At 34.5% G+C, this 19,682-nt stretch carries 9 protein-coding genes; 2 read left to right on the top strand and 7 right to left on the bottom strand.

Features of this window, described 5'->3' with window-relative positions:
* Positions 1-175: 175 nt before the first annotated feature.
* Entirely contained in the window at positions 176-1,414 is a 1,239-nt protein-coding gene (locus tag AB1282_RS09265; RefSeq protein WP_429898942.1) for a helix-turn-helix domain-containing protein, read from the bottom strand.
* 727 nt (positions 1,415-2,141) lie between these two features.
* Here AB1282_RS09265 and AB1282_RS09260 point away from each other — a divergent pair.
* Both AB1282_RS09260 and AB1282_RS09255 read left to right on the top strand, forming a co-directional pair.
* Complete coding sequence (locus tag AB1282_RS09260; protein ID WP_429898941.1) at positions 2,142-3,032, top strand: LysR family transcriptional regulator; 891 nt, start codon at positions 2,142-2,144, stop codon at positions 3,030-3,032.
* Between the two features lie 475 nt (positions 3,033-3,507).
* A complete protein-coding gene (locus tag AB1282_RS09255) occupies positions 3,508-3,732 on the top strand; it encodes a hypothetical protein (protein WP_429898940.1) in 225 nt (74 codons plus the stop codon).
* Between the two features lie 342 nt (positions 3,733-4,074).
* Here the strand turns inward: AB1282_RS09255 and AB1282_RS09250 are convergent, their stop codons facing one another.
* The 6 genes from AB1282_RS09250 to AB1282_RS09225 all read right to left on the bottom strand — a co-directional run bounded on the left by AB1282_RS09250 (position 4,075) and on the right by AB1282_RS09225 (position 19,672).
* A complete protein-coding gene (locus tag AB1282_RS09250) occupies positions 4,075-8,199 on the bottom strand; it encodes a S8 family serine peptidase (RefSeq protein WP_429898939.1) in 4,125 nt (1,374 codons plus the stop codon).
* Positions 8,200-8,546: 347 nt separating this feature from the next.
* Complete coding sequence (locus AB1282_RS09245; protein ID WP_429898938.1) at positions 8,547-12,080, bottom strand: S8 family serine peptidase; 3,534 nt, start codon at positions 12,078-12,080, stop codon at positions 8,547-8,549.
* 282 nt (positions 12,081-12,362) lie between these two features.
* Positions 12,363-16,505 carry a S8 family serine peptidase gene (locus AB1282_RS09240; RefSeq protein WP_429898937.1) on the bottom strand — a complete coding sequence of 1,381 codons (4,143 nt, stop codon included), beginning with the start codon at positions 16,503-16,505 and terminating at the stop codon, positions 12,363-12,365.
* A 419-nt stretch (positions 16,506-16,924) separates the two neighbouring features.
* Positions 16,925-17,596: an AroM family protein gene (locus AB1282_RS09235; RefSeq protein ID WP_429898936.1), complete on the bottom strand. Its 672-nt coding sequence runs from the start codon at positions 17,594-17,596 to the stop codon at positions 16,925-16,927.
* 47 nt (positions 17,597-17,643) lie between these two features.
* A complete protein-coding gene (locus AB1282_RS09230; RefSeq protein WP_429898935.1) occupies positions 17,644-18,588 on the bottom strand; it encodes a DUF1177 domain-containing protein in 945 nt (314 codons plus the stop codon).
* 34 nt (positions 18,589-18,622) lie between these two features.
* On the bottom strand, positions 18,623-19,672 hold the full coding sequence (locus AB1282_RS09225; RefSeq protein ID WP_429898934.1) for a DUF917 domain-containing protein: 1,050 nt from the start codon (positions 19,670-19,672) through the stop codon (positions 18,623-18,625).
* Positions 19,673-19,682 lie beyond the last annotated feature (10 nt).

Here is a 19,682-nt window from a genome sequence, read left to right as displayed (position 1 = left end):
ATAATATCCCTTTGGCTAAATTTTCTATACTATCTCAATCCACTTTTTCCACTGATATAATTCGATAAATCCCAAGCATCTTCTATGTTTTTCCTCAGATTGTTACTTCATTTCAAAAAATATAAAAAGGCTCCAGTTTAGTTCTGGAGCCCATCTTTTTTACATATAATTTTATTCAACTTAAAATTCGAATATATTTTTCTTCTAATTCTTTACTTAAAAAATCTCGATAATGCCAGATTGCTATTAGACATTTTTGAAATCTTTCGTGAATTTCAGAGTTTTTCACTTTTAAAGCCACGTTTAATATTTCATCTAATCCTTCGTTAATTTTATTTGTTTCGCACTTTAGCAATCCAAGCGCATAACAGTAATCTATATAAATATGCTGTTTTAACAAATTTTTAGAGTTGCTCATGTCGACGATTTGGTCATAGTGATTTTCAATAAAGTTTTCAGCGTCTTCTAATCGACCTAATTTGACATAACTTTCTAGAATTCTCGGTATTCCAACATAAAAATCATCACGGCTTTGCAACCAATTCTTATATGAATCAACAACTTGAATATTACCAAAATCAATCTGTGCTACATATCGATTTCCAGCAGCAAGATCTGCATAATAGTCATTTATTTGTTCATATCGATCAATTAAGTTTAAAACCTCATCTAAATTGTTACCTAATCTAGTTAACGCAAATGCCTGATACATTAATGCACGACCTATATGGTCCTTTATTTTCGCGATTTTTTCTAATCGTTTAGCATAATGTAAAACCTCATCCCACTGTTTTAACATATAGTAAGTAGCTGTAATCCATAAAATCGTTAATTCTTGAAATTTTGGTGGCATATATGAAATATATTCTAAAACACGAACTAAAACTAAACTTCCTTCGTTTGTTAATCGCGTCATATAAAACTTTCGAAAATAGCTAATTGCAACTTCCTCTGTTGCTGTATTAGGCATATGTTCAATAATCAGTTCGTAAAGAGGTAATGCTTCTTTTTCTTTCCCTTCTAAAAACAGTTGTTCAGCAATAAAGAATAAATTTTGAAAATATTTAGTTCGAATTGCCTTTGACTTTTCCTCAATCATAACTGATAAAATATAAAATAATTCCGATTTAAAACCATTTTTCGCACATTCATAAACAAAAGCATCACTTCTTCTTTTATCTAAAAGATTTCGTTCATTAAAGCATAGCTTTACATATCCCTTATAAAAGGATCCTTTAGGTAGATCGAAAGCTTCGGTTATATTATCCAAATAATGTAAAGAAAGTGCTTTTTTGTTATTAAAAATTCTACTCATGTCACTGTAATGAATATCAGCATTTAATGCTAGCTCTTTAAGATTCCATTTTTTTTTCTTCATCAACTTGGTAAATTCATAAAGTAGAAAATCATTCATGTTGCACCCCACCCACCTAATATTAATAATTTTTAATCTCTAAATATAAAAAGCAAAAATGCCATAAACCATTTTACATATGGTTTACAGCATCAAAATTATTGTTTATTGGAATTAAATATGTTGAAATGCTAAGATGCTGTCTAAACCTGCGAGTATAAGATTTTGTGATTAATCCCATTTTCCATGTAGCTGCAACTGCAAACAATTATAGCTTGTCCGGTGCTTGAAGGATTGCATTTTGAATTTAACATTTTCAACATCCACATAACTTGTACATACTTATATTATGTGAATCGAACAAGTTAATATTTCCCGATAGTAATAAATAGCAATAATGAGGAAAAAGCGAATAAAAAAATTATTATAGAATACAAAACCAAATGCACTTTCAACTTAATCTAGCTAAAAAAGTAACAATTTTAATAATTTTAATTTTTTCTAAAATTTCAGAAAAGGAATCACTTAAACCTCCCCAATATTATATTATCTATATTGTAGTTATTTGAATTTGTCCTGTAAAACGCATAATAGTTTACAACCTATTAAGTATTTCTTAATTCTGCAATTTCCAGTAATTATATTTACATAATAAATGGTAAAACTATTCACAAACATAAAAATAGTAAATTTTCCCATTATCATATTACTTATTAATAATTTAAAATGTTTAGAAACATATATAAAAATAATTCATTTACGTTTGATGGGGGAGAAGTAATTAACAATGAATATTGAACAATTAAAATATATCGTTGAAATATCGAAGGAAGAATCAATCACTAAGGCTGCTAAAAATTTACATATTTCTGCTTCAGCCGTTAGTCAAGCTCTTAGAGAGTTTGAAAAGAGAATAAATTTGAAGTTATTTATACGTTTAAAAATGAAGACAGTACCAACCGAAGCTGGCAAAGAAATCATTAATCAGGCTAAGAAAGTATTAAATGAATATGAAATACTAGAGGAGAAGATTGCAATTCAAAATGATACAAATCAAACTCAATTAAAAATTGCAACACCTCCAGGTTTAGTTTATTTAGTAAACGAATCGATTATTAATTTCAAAAAAGATTTCCCAAAGATTGATGTTCTAGTTTATGAATATGCTCCAGACCAAGTCCTAAATAATGTACCAGTTGGTCAACCTGATATTGCTTTCATATTTTCAGATGAAAATAAACTAAAAGAAAATAAAGATATACAATATGATCTTTTGACTATGACAAAATACTGCGCACTCGTCGGTAAACAGTCTCCATTATATAATTTAGATAAAGTTACTCCTGAAGATTTACTCCATGAAAATTTTGTCCTGTATAACAGTTCTTCACTTGTAGAACACAGTCGTCAAATCGTAAAAAATATGAACATACATTTTATTTCAAATAATACAGAAAGTATACGCGAGGCAGTAAAAAATGGTTTAGGGATTACTTTTGTTCGAGATATTACAATTAAAAATCATCCGGATACTTTATCTGGTCAACTTAAGACAATTCCTTTAATATTCTCACCATATATTAGTGACGAACTCTGGACTGTCTATCTTAAAAGTAAACCTCTTACTAAAATTTCTAAAATTTTTATTAAATATATTCAAGCTAGCATAACACATTAAGAAATCAATATCTTGTATAACTAAACAATCAAAAAGACCAAATCTTTTAATGATTTGGTCTTAAAAATTATATTAAAATTCTATTATCGTTTCATATCGAGGACACTTTTTATTACTCCACTAAGATGACTTAATTGTTCAATATTCATAAAGTTCCTCCTATATTATATCTTTTAACATGTAAATTTAAGATAAAATGTAATTTAAAATTACCTTTGCTGCCAAAATCCAACAGGGCAGGAGAAATCTTATTTAAGAATAAGAATCCCCCTAACAAAATCTAAACTGTTATCATTTTGGTTGGCAATTTCATTATATGCATAGTTGATGTGATTTTAATTTTGCAAAAAAAAATCAACATTGAATTTTTTTTGAATTATTGAAATAAATGTCTCTGATTTAATCCTACAATATAAATTACACAAGCACCTCTTCACTCTCAATCTAATATAGTTAATATAAAGGAGTGATCAAAATGCCTTGGAGTCAAAAAATTAGATATTTAATCGGTCAACCAATTGGTGTTTCATTCACAAATGGTCAAGGTACATCAGGGGTATTGTGTGGTGTATCAGGTAATAAGCTTCTAGTTTATGAATATATGTACCAAGCACAGTTTGCTCTAAAACAATACGATTTCAATACGATTCAAGATATTAATGGGTTTCCACCTTGCCACACACAACAACCACTTTATTAATAACATTAAAAGTTTATGTAGGAATTATTTTTACATTCAACGGTCTTATAACACAATGTAAATATCATACAGAACAATAAAGACCTGCATACATTATGTGGGGTTTTCGCTTTATATATTATATCGATATATCAAAAAAAGTAATTTATTGTATGGTAAGCTAGTATTCGAACAATGACCTGATGATTACTTTGGAGTAATTTTCCATAAAAAAATCCCCTTTATAATAAACAATAGAATAAATTTCAACTGTCTATTATAAAGGGATAAAATGCATTACATAAAATCAAATTCCTAAAAACTTTATGTTAACTGATACTACTTAACAGTAAACTGAAGTTTTTATTGTAATCCTAGATCACTTTTAATGGATTCTAACGTACTTCCTTTAAACTTTTTGACTGCCTTTGGTGCTTCTGTCACAAAAGGATTTTGCATTAAGTAATATTTTTCAACAAACGCTAAGTCTTTTGCATCAACAATTCCATCAAAGTTGATATCAGCGCTTCGCTTACTCGTGCCCCAATAGGTTTGAATCATTAACGCATCCATCACATCAATGACATTATCTTTATTAATATCACCTGGTTTAGCACCAACTGTAGCGTAAGTAATTGCTTCTCCAATATTAATTCCTCTCTCAGTTCGGCCAATTTCTAATGGAGTATAGGTTGTGAAATGTCCAGGAATATCCATAATTACCGTGTATTTCTGAACCGCTGCTGGGATTCCTTTAAAGGTAACATTTCCATTTTTTTCAATTACTCCATCATACATAACACCATTAGTGCCTTTCAACTTCATTGTTGCTCCTACTTTCGTATAATCAATGCTACTGTTGTAAGTACCTGCAGCAGTATATAAACCAACGCCATTTATCTTAGCTGTTGCAGTGGAGTAGATCGGATACATCGGTAATGTACCTAAAATAATTTGAAGTCTATTTGCACTCTCGTTATTTACTTGCATTGTAGTAAAACTGAAAATTTGAGCAAATGGGTTTAAGAATTCATTAGCATTTGTATCAACGTTCATATCAAATAACGCCACATCTCCAACAATCCCATCACCTGGTACAGTAAGTTTCACTGTCGTATTCAAACTTGTAGTACCTTTTATAGTTGTTGTAAGTTCTGAACCTTCTGGTAAACTATTAGCCTTTTTAAACTCAACGTTGTCCATATATTTAGCTACGTAGTCCATACTGAAATTAAGTGTGTTCGCTTTTCGTAAATTATGTGCGTAGAAAGTATAGGTAATTTTGTCACCATATTCGATTGCATCTTTATTTGGTTTTGCATAGATATAGGAAGCGCCTTTCTTCGTGTAATAGACCATTTTAGGTAATGTCGCATTACCTGCGTAATCAGCGCCTACATATTGGATTGGATTAATCGTTCCTGGCACACTAACATCAGTCTTGAACTTTCCATTTTCGTCTGTACTTATTGAAAACGCTGATGATGAACCAGGACCATAAAACAATTTATTATTCGCCTGAGTAAGAGGGATTCCTACTTCTTTTGTTTTGTTTATTTCAGGGTCCAACATTGTTCCTGAAACTGTTACCGTATTTTGTCCCTCTGCCAATTCTACAATCTGGGTATCGCCCTTTGGCATCGCATTTGTATCATCGAATTTGATTGTTGGTCCATTATTATCAACACTTACTTTCGATGTCTTCACAAACTGTTTACCATCTCTATTTGTACCAATCATTTTGATGTCATAAACTCCATCTGGCGCTAATTCAGACATATAAGCGATTGGATTTTTTTCATCTCCAGTGAATGGAAAATATCTGCCGTAAAATCCGCCGTCTAAAGTGTAGTCTTTATCAACAGCTACACCAGTCGCACTAGCAGAATAAATTAGTCCAAGGTCTTTATTAGTTTTTGGATCAACTAATACCCAGTCCAATGTTTGCATCGAAGAGTTTAATCTAAAATCTAAATCAGTATCCTTTCGGCTGAATAAATTGATGACTCGGTTCGTTGAAATACTCTTAGTATATGGTTCAAAGTACGCCAAGCCTTCATCCGCAGCTTTTGCACCAAATGGAATACGATAGCTTTCTTCTGGATTGTTTTTGTTTTTAATATTAATATAGCCTTCATAAATGCCTTTTTCAGCTGTTTTCGGAATTTCCAGTGTTGCAGAAAGTTGTTTTGTGCTATTAGCCTTTACTGTAAGTGTATTAGGTACTTGTAAAGTCACTCCATTTTTCTCCGCATCTAATGATCCTTTAACGCCTACATTGTATTCGACAGATAGTTCATACTTTTTATCATTGTTACCAAAATTGTTGAATAATAGTTTCCTAGTATCTGTATGATCCTTATCTGACGAAACAGCAACAAATCCGTAGCTAAGACCACCTGTTTGTTCTGGAATAATTTTTTCAACGCCATTTTCTATATAAGGTGTCTGATCTTGAACACTAATAATCGTATCAGAATGAAGTGCTTTGGTTGGATCGATTCGGCCAGCTCCAACTTCAAATACACTGTATGGATTTTTTAGTGGGTCTGCTGTATTCATCAAAACAGTCTTTATATCACCCGGCGTATATTCTGGATGAGCTTGCAAAAGTAACGCCGCAACTCCCGCCACATGTGGAGATGCCATAGATGTACCAGACATTCTTAAGTAAGCCGATGAATAATCAGACGTATTATTTTTATTTGCTATGTAAGAAGGTACTGTTGATAATATGTCGACACCCGGTGCCGTTACTTCTGGCTTAATATCATATAACGTCCCAGATGGTCCTCTGGAGCTAAAACTTGCCAATTCATCTCCTGGAAGGTCTTTTTCACTTTTTGCGCCAAAAGTAACTGTTGGTACACCATTTGCAAACAGATCGGTGATAGCTAGTCCATCTTTATTTGTCATCGAAAATGTTGGAATATTATCATTGCTTTCACCTAAGGAAAATGGGATTTGACCTTCATCTGGATTCGTATTATAAATGATCACGCCCGCTGCACCATGATCTCTTGCGTACTGCATTTTCTCAATTAATGCATATGTACCACGTTGGACAAACGCGATTTTACCATTCACATCTTTTCCTATATAATCGTTTGGACCGCCTAAACCTACATTCACAATGTCAAATGATTTACCAGTTATACTGCTGAAATCATCTGTCCATTTCTTCGTCATCAACTGCATTGTCGCACCAGTTTTACTACTACCAGAAATAAACTGACTTTCAAAATTTGTAACTTTACTAGTAACAGTACTTGCTCCTACAGTTAATGCTAACGCTGCAGCCCCTGGAGAACCTAACGTATACAACGCATCTCCCGAATTTCCAGCTGCGACAACTGCAGTCACTCCGCTTAACACAGCAGTATCAATTGCGATACTTGTAGCATATAGCGGATCATTGAGTGAAGCACCTAATGATAAGTTAATAACATCCATTCCATCTTTCACAGCTCTATCAATACCAGCAAGTATAGCGGCAGTAGTTCCACTTCCGTATGGGCCTAAAACACGATAAACATATAAGTCAGATTCTGGTGCTACCCCTATAACTTTATAATCAGAATTGTTTTCTGCTCTACCCGCAATTGTTCCTGATACATGAGTTCCATGATCTGTATAATATGTTTCACCATTCGAAGTCTCTGCTTTTTTTGACTTTTGCCAGTCTGCATAGGTTGTTTCCATCGGATCATTATCGTTGTCAACAAAATCATATCCACCTTTATATGCATGCTTCAAATCGGGGTGATTATAATCGACACCTGTATCAATAACACCAACTTTAACACCTTTTCCTGTGTAGCCTTCGTCGTGTAGTTTATCAAGATTTAAAAATGGGATACTATCAACCTTAGTTTGATCACTTGTTTGGTCATTTGCTTCTTCTGTTTGAGCTGGCGGTTCAACATGTACTGTGTAATCACTATAAACAGCTTTTACGACATTCGAATTCAGTAACGACTTTACTTGGTTCGCTGGCAAGGTCAATGCGACACCATTCATGGAGTTTTTATATGTAAATTTCACACGATAAGCTTCTTTACCTGATTTGGTCTTTTTTAACTTTGTTTGCAAGTCTTTTTTAAATTGTACTTGAGATTTTTCTACATTCTCATTTGCTTGTGCAAGAGAAAGTGTCTCCCCTTTAATTGCTTTGGCTATTTGTGCTGCTTTCGCTGGAAGTTCTTTGAATTCAACGATAACCGTTACATCTTTATCACTTGATAAATCCATATCATCTGATAATTGTAATCCCGTTGTTAATTTATGATTATCTAGGTTTTGTAATGCTTCACGTTGCTCTTTCGTAAGACTCGCTAATATACTTTCTGCTTTTGTATTTGTTTGCGCATGTGCAACAGAAGTATAATTTAAGTTCGCTACAGGCCCTAGTAGAAGGCCAGTACTTAACACGACAACTGCAGCCTTTTTCACCGAAGCGAAAGGCTTTTTCTTATTCAACTTTTTCAATCTTATCAAGTCCTTCCTAAATATAATTTTGAATTTTCCAAAAAATCTAATTACATTATAATGACAATTGATAAGTTTGCTATTTTGACAATTTCTTTCAACTTACTAAATATTAATCGATATTTTTCAACATTTTTTTGAATAATAGACCGAAATTATTTAGCAGACTTATAGCTGTAAAGTCTCATTACTAACCTTATTAATGGATTGATAACTATTATTATTTCTCTGATAGCAGATATTTTTCGACAATTAATAGTTTTAGAAAAGAGTAAAATTACAGAATAGAAACTAATCATTTTACTATAAAAAAACCGATCTCCCTATAGAAGATCGGCTTATCTAACTTATTTAACAACAGTAACAGTAACTGTCTTAGTTGTTACTTTAAATCCTTCTTTATCAACTGCATCAGCGGAGATATAATACGTTCCAGCTGGCAAATCTGCATCTGGTGTCCATTTAGGACTAATTTGATGTTCATTATTCACCTTCATACTGTCTACTATATTTCCACTCGCGTCTTTTACGTAAATTGTCCAATTTACACGTGTTTGAGCAAGACCAAATATTTGAGCTGGTTTGCTTGCGTTGATAGTTGTACTTGGGCTTACATTAAATGTAGCTACAAGCATTGTGTACTTAATATATGAAGGATCTCCCCAAACTTTATAACTAATATTCATTGCATTATCTATTCCCATTACAACAACACTTTTTGGGTCTTGATCTACTAAAACAGATGTTTCTCCTGGTGCTGCCGATTTTTGTATGCCATTATACCAAAGAATCGCACCCTTATAGCCTGAACTACTATCAACTGCATCAAATGAAATTTCATATTTACCATCTTTTGGTGTCACTTTAACATTCGATACTTTTGGTCCAACTGAATCGATGTTAATTGGTAGCTTTACCTTTTGTGGCTTTGCACCTGGATAGTCCAACGTTGTTTTGATGACAACGGTATATATATCATCACTTACTGTGTTACCGTTTTGATCTTTCGCATCCCAGTTATATCCCATATACATTCTACTCGAAGAAAGTATATTCTTACGAAGCGACATAGGCGCACCATTATTATATTCACTGAAGTCGCCTAGGTACCTAATCATCTTTCCTTTTTTGTCTTCAATATACATCTCTGCTTTAGCCAAGTTTCTAAATGCTGTAAATGTTGGAAATGCCCCTTTAAGTATTGAATTTGGAGAATAAGCGATTGCATTCATGTTAAATTTACCTGTTTTAGAATCATAACCCATAGGAACTGAAGCACCTTCATCATTCCAAAGTGCTGTATAACCTAAAAATGCATCTTCCCGATCCCATGCTGCAGGATCAATATTATTCGGTTCAGTCCAATCACCATTAAAGCCCATATACGGTACAGTTAGAGGAACTGCAGAATCACTATTTTGTCCTGTTGGTACAAGGCGGACAAAGCCTTCAACAAATTCATTTTTCCTTAATGTTCTAGGTAAGCGAATCTCTACATTCAGATTTTTCGTTTGTCCTGCTTTAATTTTCAATGTTGAACCTTCAGCACCAGTAAGCTCCTCTCCATTTACATAGATCGAGGCACCTTCAATACGTTCATTTTTTAATGATAAATAGTCTTTTGATTCTAAAGCTCCATCACCATTAAAGTCAAATTGCTTTGTATCAATTCCATCTGTTAGTAAGTCTACATTAACAGTATATTCATAATCTTTTTTCGTATCTTTTGATACAAGCGATTCAACATTTAAATTGAAGGTTGCTCTGTCATTTTTAATTTCTTTTAATGCAACTGCGCCAGCTTGCTCAAGTGGCGTATTTTTTCTTGTCACAATGACAGGCGTCTGAATCGCATTTTGTATTTGCATTAAACCTGACCCCTGTATACGAGGAGAATATGGTATTTTACTATCAGTTTTAGGATCCATCACCACTTTAGCTGTATTCATTAAAGCAATTTTTGCTTTTAATGCAGTATCTTCTGAATGAGTTAGACCTTTCTCATAAAGTGATTGTAGAACCAATGCAGCACCACCTGCAACATGCGGAGTTGCCATTGATGTACCACTCATAACCTCGTATTCATTTCCTGGCACTGTAGAGTATATTTTTCCTCCTGGTGCAGAAATTTCAGGTTTAAAATCTAAAGTAGTTGGTGCCCCATAAGATGAGAAATACGACATTGTATCTCGAAGTGGGTTATCAATCCAGGTCCCTTTTGTCATTTTCATTTTGACAACTTGTCCACTATTTAACTTATCAATTAAAGCATCCCCTGCTTCTTTACTAGTTGTTGCTGTAGGGGTAAGATTACTACCTAAATTCACGTATGGATAATCTGCCATATTAGTAGCTGGAACTAAAATAGTAGCTATTGCACCTCGCTTTTTAGCTTGAGCTTGCATTGAAGAATAAGTTGAATAAGATGTATTCGGTTTAAAAACTACAATTTTTCCAGCTACATCTTTTCCAGCATAATGCTCGTCTTTAAATCCTTCACCAACGTAAACTAACTCATAACTTTCATTAGGAGAAAGTACTCTAGAAAGTTTAAAGTTATATTGTGATTGATCTTGGTATGGAAGATGTAAACCATTTTCTTCCGCTAATGTATTTAATTCGTAATTAGTATTTTCATAGGAAGCTACAGACAAAGCATACGGACTGACACCTGGTTCTCCTACAGTTCCAATATCAGGATTATCTGCATACGGTTGAGCAGAAGCAGCCATGATGCTATTTTTCGTACTATAAGCTGCGTTCCCGCCCGCAACTACAACAAGTGTCCCGTGTTCTGTTGCTTCACGAATTGCCTTTTGAATTGGATCTTTGTCTTCACCAACAAATCCTGAATCAGTTCCAAGACTCATATTAATAACGTCTGCTCCCATGGCAACAGCATGGTCGATCCCTGCAATGATATCATCTTCGTATGCTCCTCCACCTTTGTCAGAGAATACTTTTTCGGCTAACAGCTGAACGCCTGGTGCGATTCCTAATACACCATCATTGTCTTCATCTCCATTTGCACCAATTGTACCTGAAACATGTGTACCATGTGGATTTCCGCTTGCACCACGTGGTATTACATCTGTATCGTTATCAGCCCAATCATATCCAGTTGGAACTTTGTCAGTATACCACTGTTCATTAACTGAAGTTTCAGAAAATTTACTTTGAATATTACTTTGAGTCAATTTCTCTTTCTGTTTTCCTTTTTCTGTTAAAGTCATATCTTTATGAGTATAGTCTATACCTGAATCGACTACACCAACAACTAATCCTTCACCTTGATAACCATATTTTTCCCATACACTTTGTGCTTGTACTAACTCTTTACTTGTTTTCATTGTTTGTTCATAAGTTCTTGCTATATGTACATTCGTAACACCTGGGGTTGCTTGTAAATCTTTAATATTTTTGTACTCTGTATCTAAGCTAAACCCATTAAAGCCATCATAAAAGCGGTGTCTAATCTTTGGGCTCAATTTCTGCTTCGTCATTTTAGAAACGACATCATCCTGCCTTTGTTTCATTAAAGCTTTTTTACTTAGCTTGGATTTCGTTTGTGTAACTTGTGTAACTTGTGTAGCTTGTTCTGGTTCTTGAACTTCAACAATTACACGCACTTTCTCATTCGGACTAAAACCTTTTGAATTTTCTTCATTCATATTTTTATAAACGGAATTAACAGAATCTATAGCTGCTTCTTTGTTAAGATCATCTAAATAGCTCTTTAGTGCACCTTGTGCTTTTTCATTAAGGTTGGAACTTGTAGATTGATTTTCTTTTATAATTTGTGCGTAACCTGGTGTAGTTAAAAACATTGCGGCTAACGTAGTTGCTGTAATGACTTGAAACGGAACTTTTCTTTTGCTCATTAACTCAAAACTCTCCCCTCGTAATCTTATAACTATTAATCTATGTTAACTCCAAGTTAGAATTTTATAGTTTTCAAGTAACTCTAACTTGAAAGAATAACCTAAATCTTTCAAACGAAATTCAGATTTGATTATATGCATTAGAAAATCTATAGAATAAATAATCATCTTCAACTAAACTCGTCTGCTAAAAAAACTAATTAATAAAGAAACAATTAGCGATAAGTTGAAGCTAGTTCTTTGGAAAATTACTTTCTCATTGAACCAGCTTCACATTAAATACTATTTAACACCAAGCTCACTTAAAATTGATTCTAATGTATCACCTTTATATTTTTTCTTTGCCTCTGGTGATGAACCTGGATGTAGATACTCTAATGTTGAATTTTGCTTTAAATAGTTTAATTTTACGAGTTTCATATCTTTTTCATTTACAACACCATCGAAATTAATGTCTGCTGCACGCTTGTTAGTTCCCCAATAAGTTTTTATATATTCAGCATCCAAAATATCAATAACGTTATCTTTATTTACGTCTCCTGCAATCACGTACGCATCGCTAACTGATGCATTTATACCTGATAACAGATTTCCTTTTTTAGTTGTTGTACTAACCGTGTCATAATAGGTGAAATGTCCTGGCACATCAATTGATACGGTATATCCCTTAGCATTTAATGGTACATCTCCAAAGTTGTATGTACTATTAGAGTTTAAATTTTGTTCTAATATAGTTCCTTGAGAATCATCTAACTTTATCTTTCCACCAATTTTCGAGTAATCTAATGCCCCATTCCATGCATTGCTCTCAGTGAGTAATCCTTGAGAAATGACCTTCCCTGATACAGTTGATTTATCTTGAGCTATTTTAATCCCATTGTAGTTAAAGAAAGGTTGAGGTGATACCCATTTTCCTGCTGTATCATAGAAAGTTGAAGCAAAACTTAAAAATCCAGTTGAATCCGACTGATTGCCTTCTTTTATCTTTAGATATACATCAACCATTGGTATATCACCTGTCACTTCCTGAGTACCATCCATCGTCAATGTATAGATTTCACTTGAATACATTCCACCATTCACTGGTCTAGTTTCATGCTTCAAATCGACTGAACCATATTTAGAGAGTTCAGGACGTACATCTACTTTTACAACTTCAACTTGCTTAGGATCGATATAAGGTCTAAATTGTACTTGCTTAAAATTTTTGAGGTTTTGTGCAGTTACTGAATACTTCACCGTATCCCCTGGTCTTACTACATCTTTGTCCAATTCACCTGTTAAATAAGTTGTACCTTCTTTCAAAAAATAAACTGTTTTTCGACTCTTCCTATTGTTCGCAGCATCAAGACCATCTATATATGCAGTAATAACATCTTTACGATTATCTAGTGGAAGGTCATATTCCAATTTTCCGTTAGTATCTACTTGTTTTATAGAGTCAGGGTAACCTGAAAAACCAGAATAAGTAAATCCTACTTTATTTTTAGATTGATCGATATCAAAGCCAAGAGCTTGCATTTCTGCCACTTCATGATCAATAACTGTAGCCTTTATTGGATAAGACGTTTGATTGACAGGATATTCTATTACATTTTTATCATCTACGTTCGTTTGGAAATCCGGATTTGTGTTATCTACAAAAAAATCTTTTTCGATTGAAAATGTTTTACCATGATCGTTTGTACCAATTAATTTAAGCTTGTACTGCCCTTGCGACGCTTTGATAAGTTTATCTGAGATTGGCTGATTTTTATTTCCTGTAAATGGAAAATACGATCCATCATAACCAAGCCATCCATAGTCTACATTTTCATTGACCGCTATTCCATCAATCTGCCCAATATAGCCAAGATCTTTTCCTGTTTTCCCATCCACTAATACTGCATCAATCACTTTTATATGAGACTTTACATTGAAACCGAACAGTAAATTTGTTGGGTATATTTGATCAGCTCCATTTGATACGGTAGACATAGAAGGATTAGCAATCGATAAATCACCCATTCCTTCTTCAACTGTCCGAATTGCAAAAGGAATCTTATACGTCTCTTTTGGATTTGCTTTGTTTGTATAAACTATATACCCCTCATATGTACCATTCTCAGCTGTTTTCGGAACAAAAATAGACACACTCGTCTGCTTTTGACTGTTCCCTTTCACCTTAATCTCTGAATCTGTAATAACATGTACATCATTTTGTTTTGCATCCTTTGAACCTCTTACACCAGTTTGGAATTGTACATCTACACTAAAGGTTTTAGTCTCATTTTCCATATTAGTTAGACTAATTTTACGGCTCTCTAAAATGTCATTACCGGAAGCTCCAAACGAACCGTAACTAATTCCGCCTGTCTTTTCTTGAATAGATGTTTCTTCACCATTACTAATAATTGGCGTTTTATCTATAACTTCAATCTCCATCCCTGTATGGACTGCTCGATAAGGGTCAATTCGACCTGCCCCAACTTCAAATACGCTGTATGGTTTCTTCAATTCATCAGCCGTATTCATAAGAATCGACTTTATATCTTCTGGCTGAAGATTAGGATTTGCTTGCAACATGACCGCTGCAACACCCGCAGTGTAAGGGGATGCCATTGAAGTACCTGATAATCTTTGATAAGCATACTGGTAGTTGCTTTGATTATCTTTACTATTTATGTAAGATGGCACTGTTGACATAATCGAAACACCAGGAGCTACAATCTCAGGCTTAATATCATAATTGATACGTGATGGACCACGAGAACTAAAATCTGCTAACGTGTCTCCTTCTAGGCTTCCTTTATCCATTTCTGTAAACGTAAACGATGTATTTCCTGCTTGTACTTGTTTTAATAAAGCTAATCCATCAGCATTTGATAACGAGAATGTTGGAATATTCGCTGTACCTTCTCCAAGATAGTAAGGGATAAGCCCTTCATCTGGATTGTCATTATACATCAAAATTCCAGCTGCTCCCTTTAGCTGTGCATACTTCACTTTATCTTGTAAAGTAATTGAACCTCGAGCAACAAGTACGAACTTTCCTTTCACATCCTTACCCAAGTAGTTGCTTGAGCTACCAACTCCAACATCTACAATAGGAAATGTTTTCCCATTTAAACTAGGTATATTATCTGAATAAGCTTTAGCCATTAAACGTACATGAGCTTGTACAGACTCTACGCCTCCTGTAGAGATTGTAAATGTTTCCATGTTAATTGGAACATCACTTGCACCAACTGAAATTGGCAGAGCAGCTGCACCTGGTGATCCTAAAGTATACAAATCACTACCTGAATTTCCTGCTGCAACAACCGCTGTTACGCCACTTAAAACAGCATAATTCACTGCCATACTTGTTGGAAATAGTGGATTATTAACAGCAGCACCTAATGATAAGTTGATGACATCCATTCCGTCCGCAACAGCTTTATCGATACCCGATAAAATAGCGTCGGTTGTTCCTGAACCATATGGACCAAGTACACGGTATACATAAAGGTCAGCGTCAGGTGCAATACCAGTCGTCGCATACTCACTATTGTTTACGCCACGTCCTGCAATCATACCGGAGACATGTGTACCGTGTTCCGTATAATACGTTGAACCATTGGTAGTTTCAGCTTTCTTTGAGTTCTTCCAATCCGTATAGGTCGTTTCCATTGGATCTGCATCATTATCTACAAAATCATATCCGCCTTTATAGGCACCTTTTAAATCTGGATGATTATAGTCAATTCCTGTATCAATAACACCGACTTTAACTCCCTTACCCGTATAGCCCTCATCATGTAATTTATCAACACCGAGATACGAGTTTCCGCCCGGGATGTTTACTGAAGTTGCATCCTGTTTTGTTATATTTTCCTCTTTAGGAAGATCAAGTTGTACTGCTTCGTCGCTCCAAACAGCTTTAACAGCATTAGAAGTTAGTAAGCTCTTAACCTTGTTTGCAGGGAGCGTCATAGCCACCCCATTAAAGGCATTCTTATAGATACGCTTTACTTTAAATGAAGACTTCTTCTTTTGAATATCTTCTTTAAAAATTGTTTTTATATCTTGTTGAAATGTAGCTTGGTCTTTATCTCGTAAGCTTCTGGCCTTACTTGCAGTTAAGCTTTTTCCATTTACCTCTGCTTCTAGCTGCGCAACTTTTTCAGGTTTTTGCTTGAATTCAACGATGACTGAAATTTCTTTTTCACTATTTAGGTCAATACTTGGATTAAGCTTAAGGCCAGTACTATCATTTAATTCCATCTTTCTCAATGCAGAACGTTGCTCCTGAGTTAGATGCGATAAAATATCTTGTGATTCTACACTCGATTCGGCTTTTACAACAGAATGATAGTTTAGTGGAGTCACTGTTCCTAATATTACGCCTAGACTCATTACTACATTAAAAGCATTTTTTCTTTTATTGTTACTATGTTGCTTCATTGAATTAGTACTCTCCCTTCTGAATACAAAACAGGTTATTTATTTTTAATTTTCTTAAAATTCTAATCACATTATAATGAGAGTTGATTGATTCGCTATTTTGACAAAATCATTCAACCACCAAATATAAATCGATAATTTTCAACAAAGAGTTTATTTAATGTTATTTATAAATCTAGTTAAAATAAATATTCTTAATAGAATTAACAAACGCCAATCCCTGCCCTAACAGCTGATTGGCGTTTTCTATTCGCATTTTAATGAAGTTGTTAGCTATTGGAAATAAATGTAATAATTTATCGAAAAACTTCTTCATAAAAAAATGCTATTCTTTCTTAAAAATAGACAGAAAGAATAGCGCTTTTTTCTTTTTTGGGGTAAGTAATTACTTTATGCGAAAGCTAAGGTTGCTGAAACGATTAAATCATTTCTGAAATTAACTTTCCCATCATTACATTCGATACGATCACGGGAAGGTCGGTTAATTTGGAAACTAATTCTCTTGACTGCTCTGAATATGCCATGCAATCTAGTAAAATAATATCTACTTTATCCTTCAGTTCATTTCCTGCATTTTCATAGTTTTTCAAGTCATTCTTAAAAGGAGAAGCAACCGCAAAATATGGATTCATTCCAAACGATGAAAACTTACTCCTTAAACTTTCTTCCTGTTCTGCCAAAGGCAAAATAACGCCAAATCGACGCTGACCAACTATTGATTTAACGACAGGAGGAATAATTTTATCTGGTTCAATCAAATAGGATGATGTTGTGTGTATTCCTGGAAATACGCCAGTACAAAGAAGTAGGATTTGCTTGATTGCCATCTTCTCCAATTGATTGATCTTTTGTTGTAAAATAGGTTGTATTTTTTCCCTGGACATTATTACAGAATCACCATTTTCCAAACGAGTGGTTAATACATAATCGCCAATTTCAGGTGACAAATGTTCTTCAATATATTCCTTCTTCAAACCGTCCAATACTCCAACCTGAACTAATTCAGATCGGCCATCTATATATTTTTCAATAACTGGTGCAACATCTTGACGCGGAGCTTGACCGATTGTAATCATTCCTAGTTTTGCCATCTACTACTTCCTCCCATAAACAAGGCAAGTGGACATATCACTTACTATCAATGAATAGCTTCATTCCCCATCGTTTGTAAGATTTTCATAGAACCATAGAGTTTCGTAATTTTATCAAATTCAGTTTCATCAAAAAATTTGCAAGTACCATTTGTTATTTCCTTTGCAACTTCAATCGCAAATCGAGCTGCTAATGCTATATCTGTTTCATGACTAGCTCCTGTACCACATCCTGGTACAGCTGATTGCGCTGTAATTGCTACACCTACAACAGGTGAATCTGTAGCAACGGACGGCTGTAGAATAGAATTAATATGATAGATGTCATTTCCATAAGGTGTTATATCCTGCATTGTAATTGGATACGTAACAGGAAGCTGACCTGTTGTCATTTCCATAATTCGAAGCAAATCGTCACTGACACGAAGAATATACCCTTCTTTTACAGTCGGTGATATCGCAATTCCCTTATGATTAATAACTCGATTACCTTTTGTAGTATCTATAGATAAAACAACGTCCATTTCAGGTAAAACTTCATATTTATTCATTGTTAATATATCAACGGGTGAATCCATAAAATCCACAGGCTCGTGAGGAAGAGTTGGTGCATCTGGACAAATATGAGTTGTAACAATGATGTCACCTTTTAAGGCATCCCCTTTTACTTGCATATCTGCTAATTTTAAAGCAGAAGCAATTGCCGCAATGGCACCATCTGCGTCAGAAACTAGTCCAATACGGCTAGGGCGTGCACCAATACCACCAAGACGACCTACAATTCCAATAGTAGGAGCCACACCACCCCTACTTTTTCCTTCTACTCCAGGAATCATTACTTTAATAAAATCTGTACTACCTTGCTCTCCTGATACCGTTGTTACTTCTACTGTAACATTAGGATATGAAGTAAATAATTCCTTTACTTTTTTCCCATTTACATATGCATTATCTAGTAAATCAATTACAGTTAGTGTTTGTTTAAGTGCCATTATAAAAACCCCCGTCTCATTAATACTTTGTGTATTAAAGAACTGATTTTTTAATAATACCTTCAATTTGTCTTAGTAGTTTTTCGTTGCTCATTGTAGAACTTAAAATTAAATTTTCTTTCGGTACTGCGATTACTGAAAGATGCTGTCCTTTTTCAATCGCCGCGGACACAATTGGTTTTGCTGTTTTTGCGTCAAAAGTCATAATTAAATCTGGGAAAGTTGCATATCGCTCACCATCTTTTTCTAGTGTCATATACTCATTCCAGAATGTTAGCTCATAGGAATCATTGATCCAGACCGTTCCAACATCAAATCCGCCCGCTGTTTCAAGTTGAAAATCAGTGACAATTCCAGTTGTAATCACTTTTCCACCTAACTTTTTAACGACCGCATCAATTGCAGCTTCACCTTCATGGCTTAATAAAGCCTCACCGACTTCTATTGCTTGTCTGATTGCACCAGGTGCTCCATTTTGCTTTGCGTATTCTACAGACACAGGATTTCTAGCAACGGCAACGACTCCACCTGCTTCAACTGATGCCTTTCGAACCATATTAGATGCCTTATCAAGAGAGCCTGAAATACTCACCTCGACATATCTGTCATCTTTTCCACCAATTGCAGCTTGGTGGGATACATAATCAGTAAGCTCAGATAAATTTAATGAACCCATCGAGCCTGTTGGATGTGCTCGTCCATTACAAGGTATATCAATCACCGGGATATTCGTTACAGCACTTTGAAACCAACCATTCACAGAAGTTGCTGCACCGTTCTCATTCGTTATGATCCCTTTGATTGGTTTTTCAATTTTTTTTGAAAGTAGCTCTAATGCCTGAGCATAGTGAATTGGTTTAACAAATTGATCCTTTGCAGCAGGAGCCCCTACTAAAGATACAGTTACAAGCGTATCGTCATCTTCAAGCTCATCAATTGTAAGAAGTTGCGGCTGGCCAACTTGAAGAGCCAACTTACCAATTTTAAGACCTTCTTCAATCCAGCCGCCACCGCCGCCGCCTAGAACTGCGCCTCCATAAACTGCATATTCCACCATTTTTTCATCTAATTTTATAGTTGCCAATTGATTTCGC

Source organism: Gottfriedia sp. S16(2024), from assembly GCF_050473765.1.
In the GTDB taxonomy this organism is placed as follows: domain Bacteria; phylum Bacillota; class Bacilli; order Bacillales; family Bacillaceae_G; genus Gottfriedia.
The sequence above is the reverse complement of the archived record's forward strand: the minus strand, read 5'-3'. Positions and strand labels throughout refer to the sequence as shown.

Bases quoted from the DNA above. Each gene is read 5' to 3' on its own strand.
- AB1282_RS09240 (WP_429898937.1), bottom strand. From the start codon at position 16,505: ATGAAGCAACATAGTAACAATAAAAGAAAAAATGCTTTTAATGTAGTA.
- AB1282_RS09230 (WP_429898935.1), bottom strand. From the start codon at position 18,588: ATGGCACTTAAACAAACACTAACTGTAATTGATTTACTAGATAATGCA.
- AB1282_RS09245 (WP_429898938.1), bottom strand. From the start codon at position 12,080: ATGAGCAAAAGAAAAGTTCCGTTTCAAGTCATTACAGCAACTACGTTA.
- AB1282_RS09260 (WP_429898941.1), top strand. From the start codon at position 2,142: ATGAATATTGAACAATTAAAATATATCGTTGAAATATCGAAGGAAGAA.
- AB1282_RS09255 (WP_429898940.1), top strand. From the start codon at position 3,508: ATGCCTTGGAGTCAAAAAATTAGATATTTAATCGGTCAACCAATTGGT.
- AB1282_RS09265 (WP_429898942.1), bottom strand. From the start codon at position 1,414: ATGAATGATTTTCTACTTTATGAATTTACCAAGTTGATGAAGAAAAAA.
- AB1282_RS09235 (WP_429898936.1), bottom strand. From the start codon at position 17,596: ATGGCAAAACTAGGAATGATTACAATCGGTCAAGCTCCGCGTCAAGAT.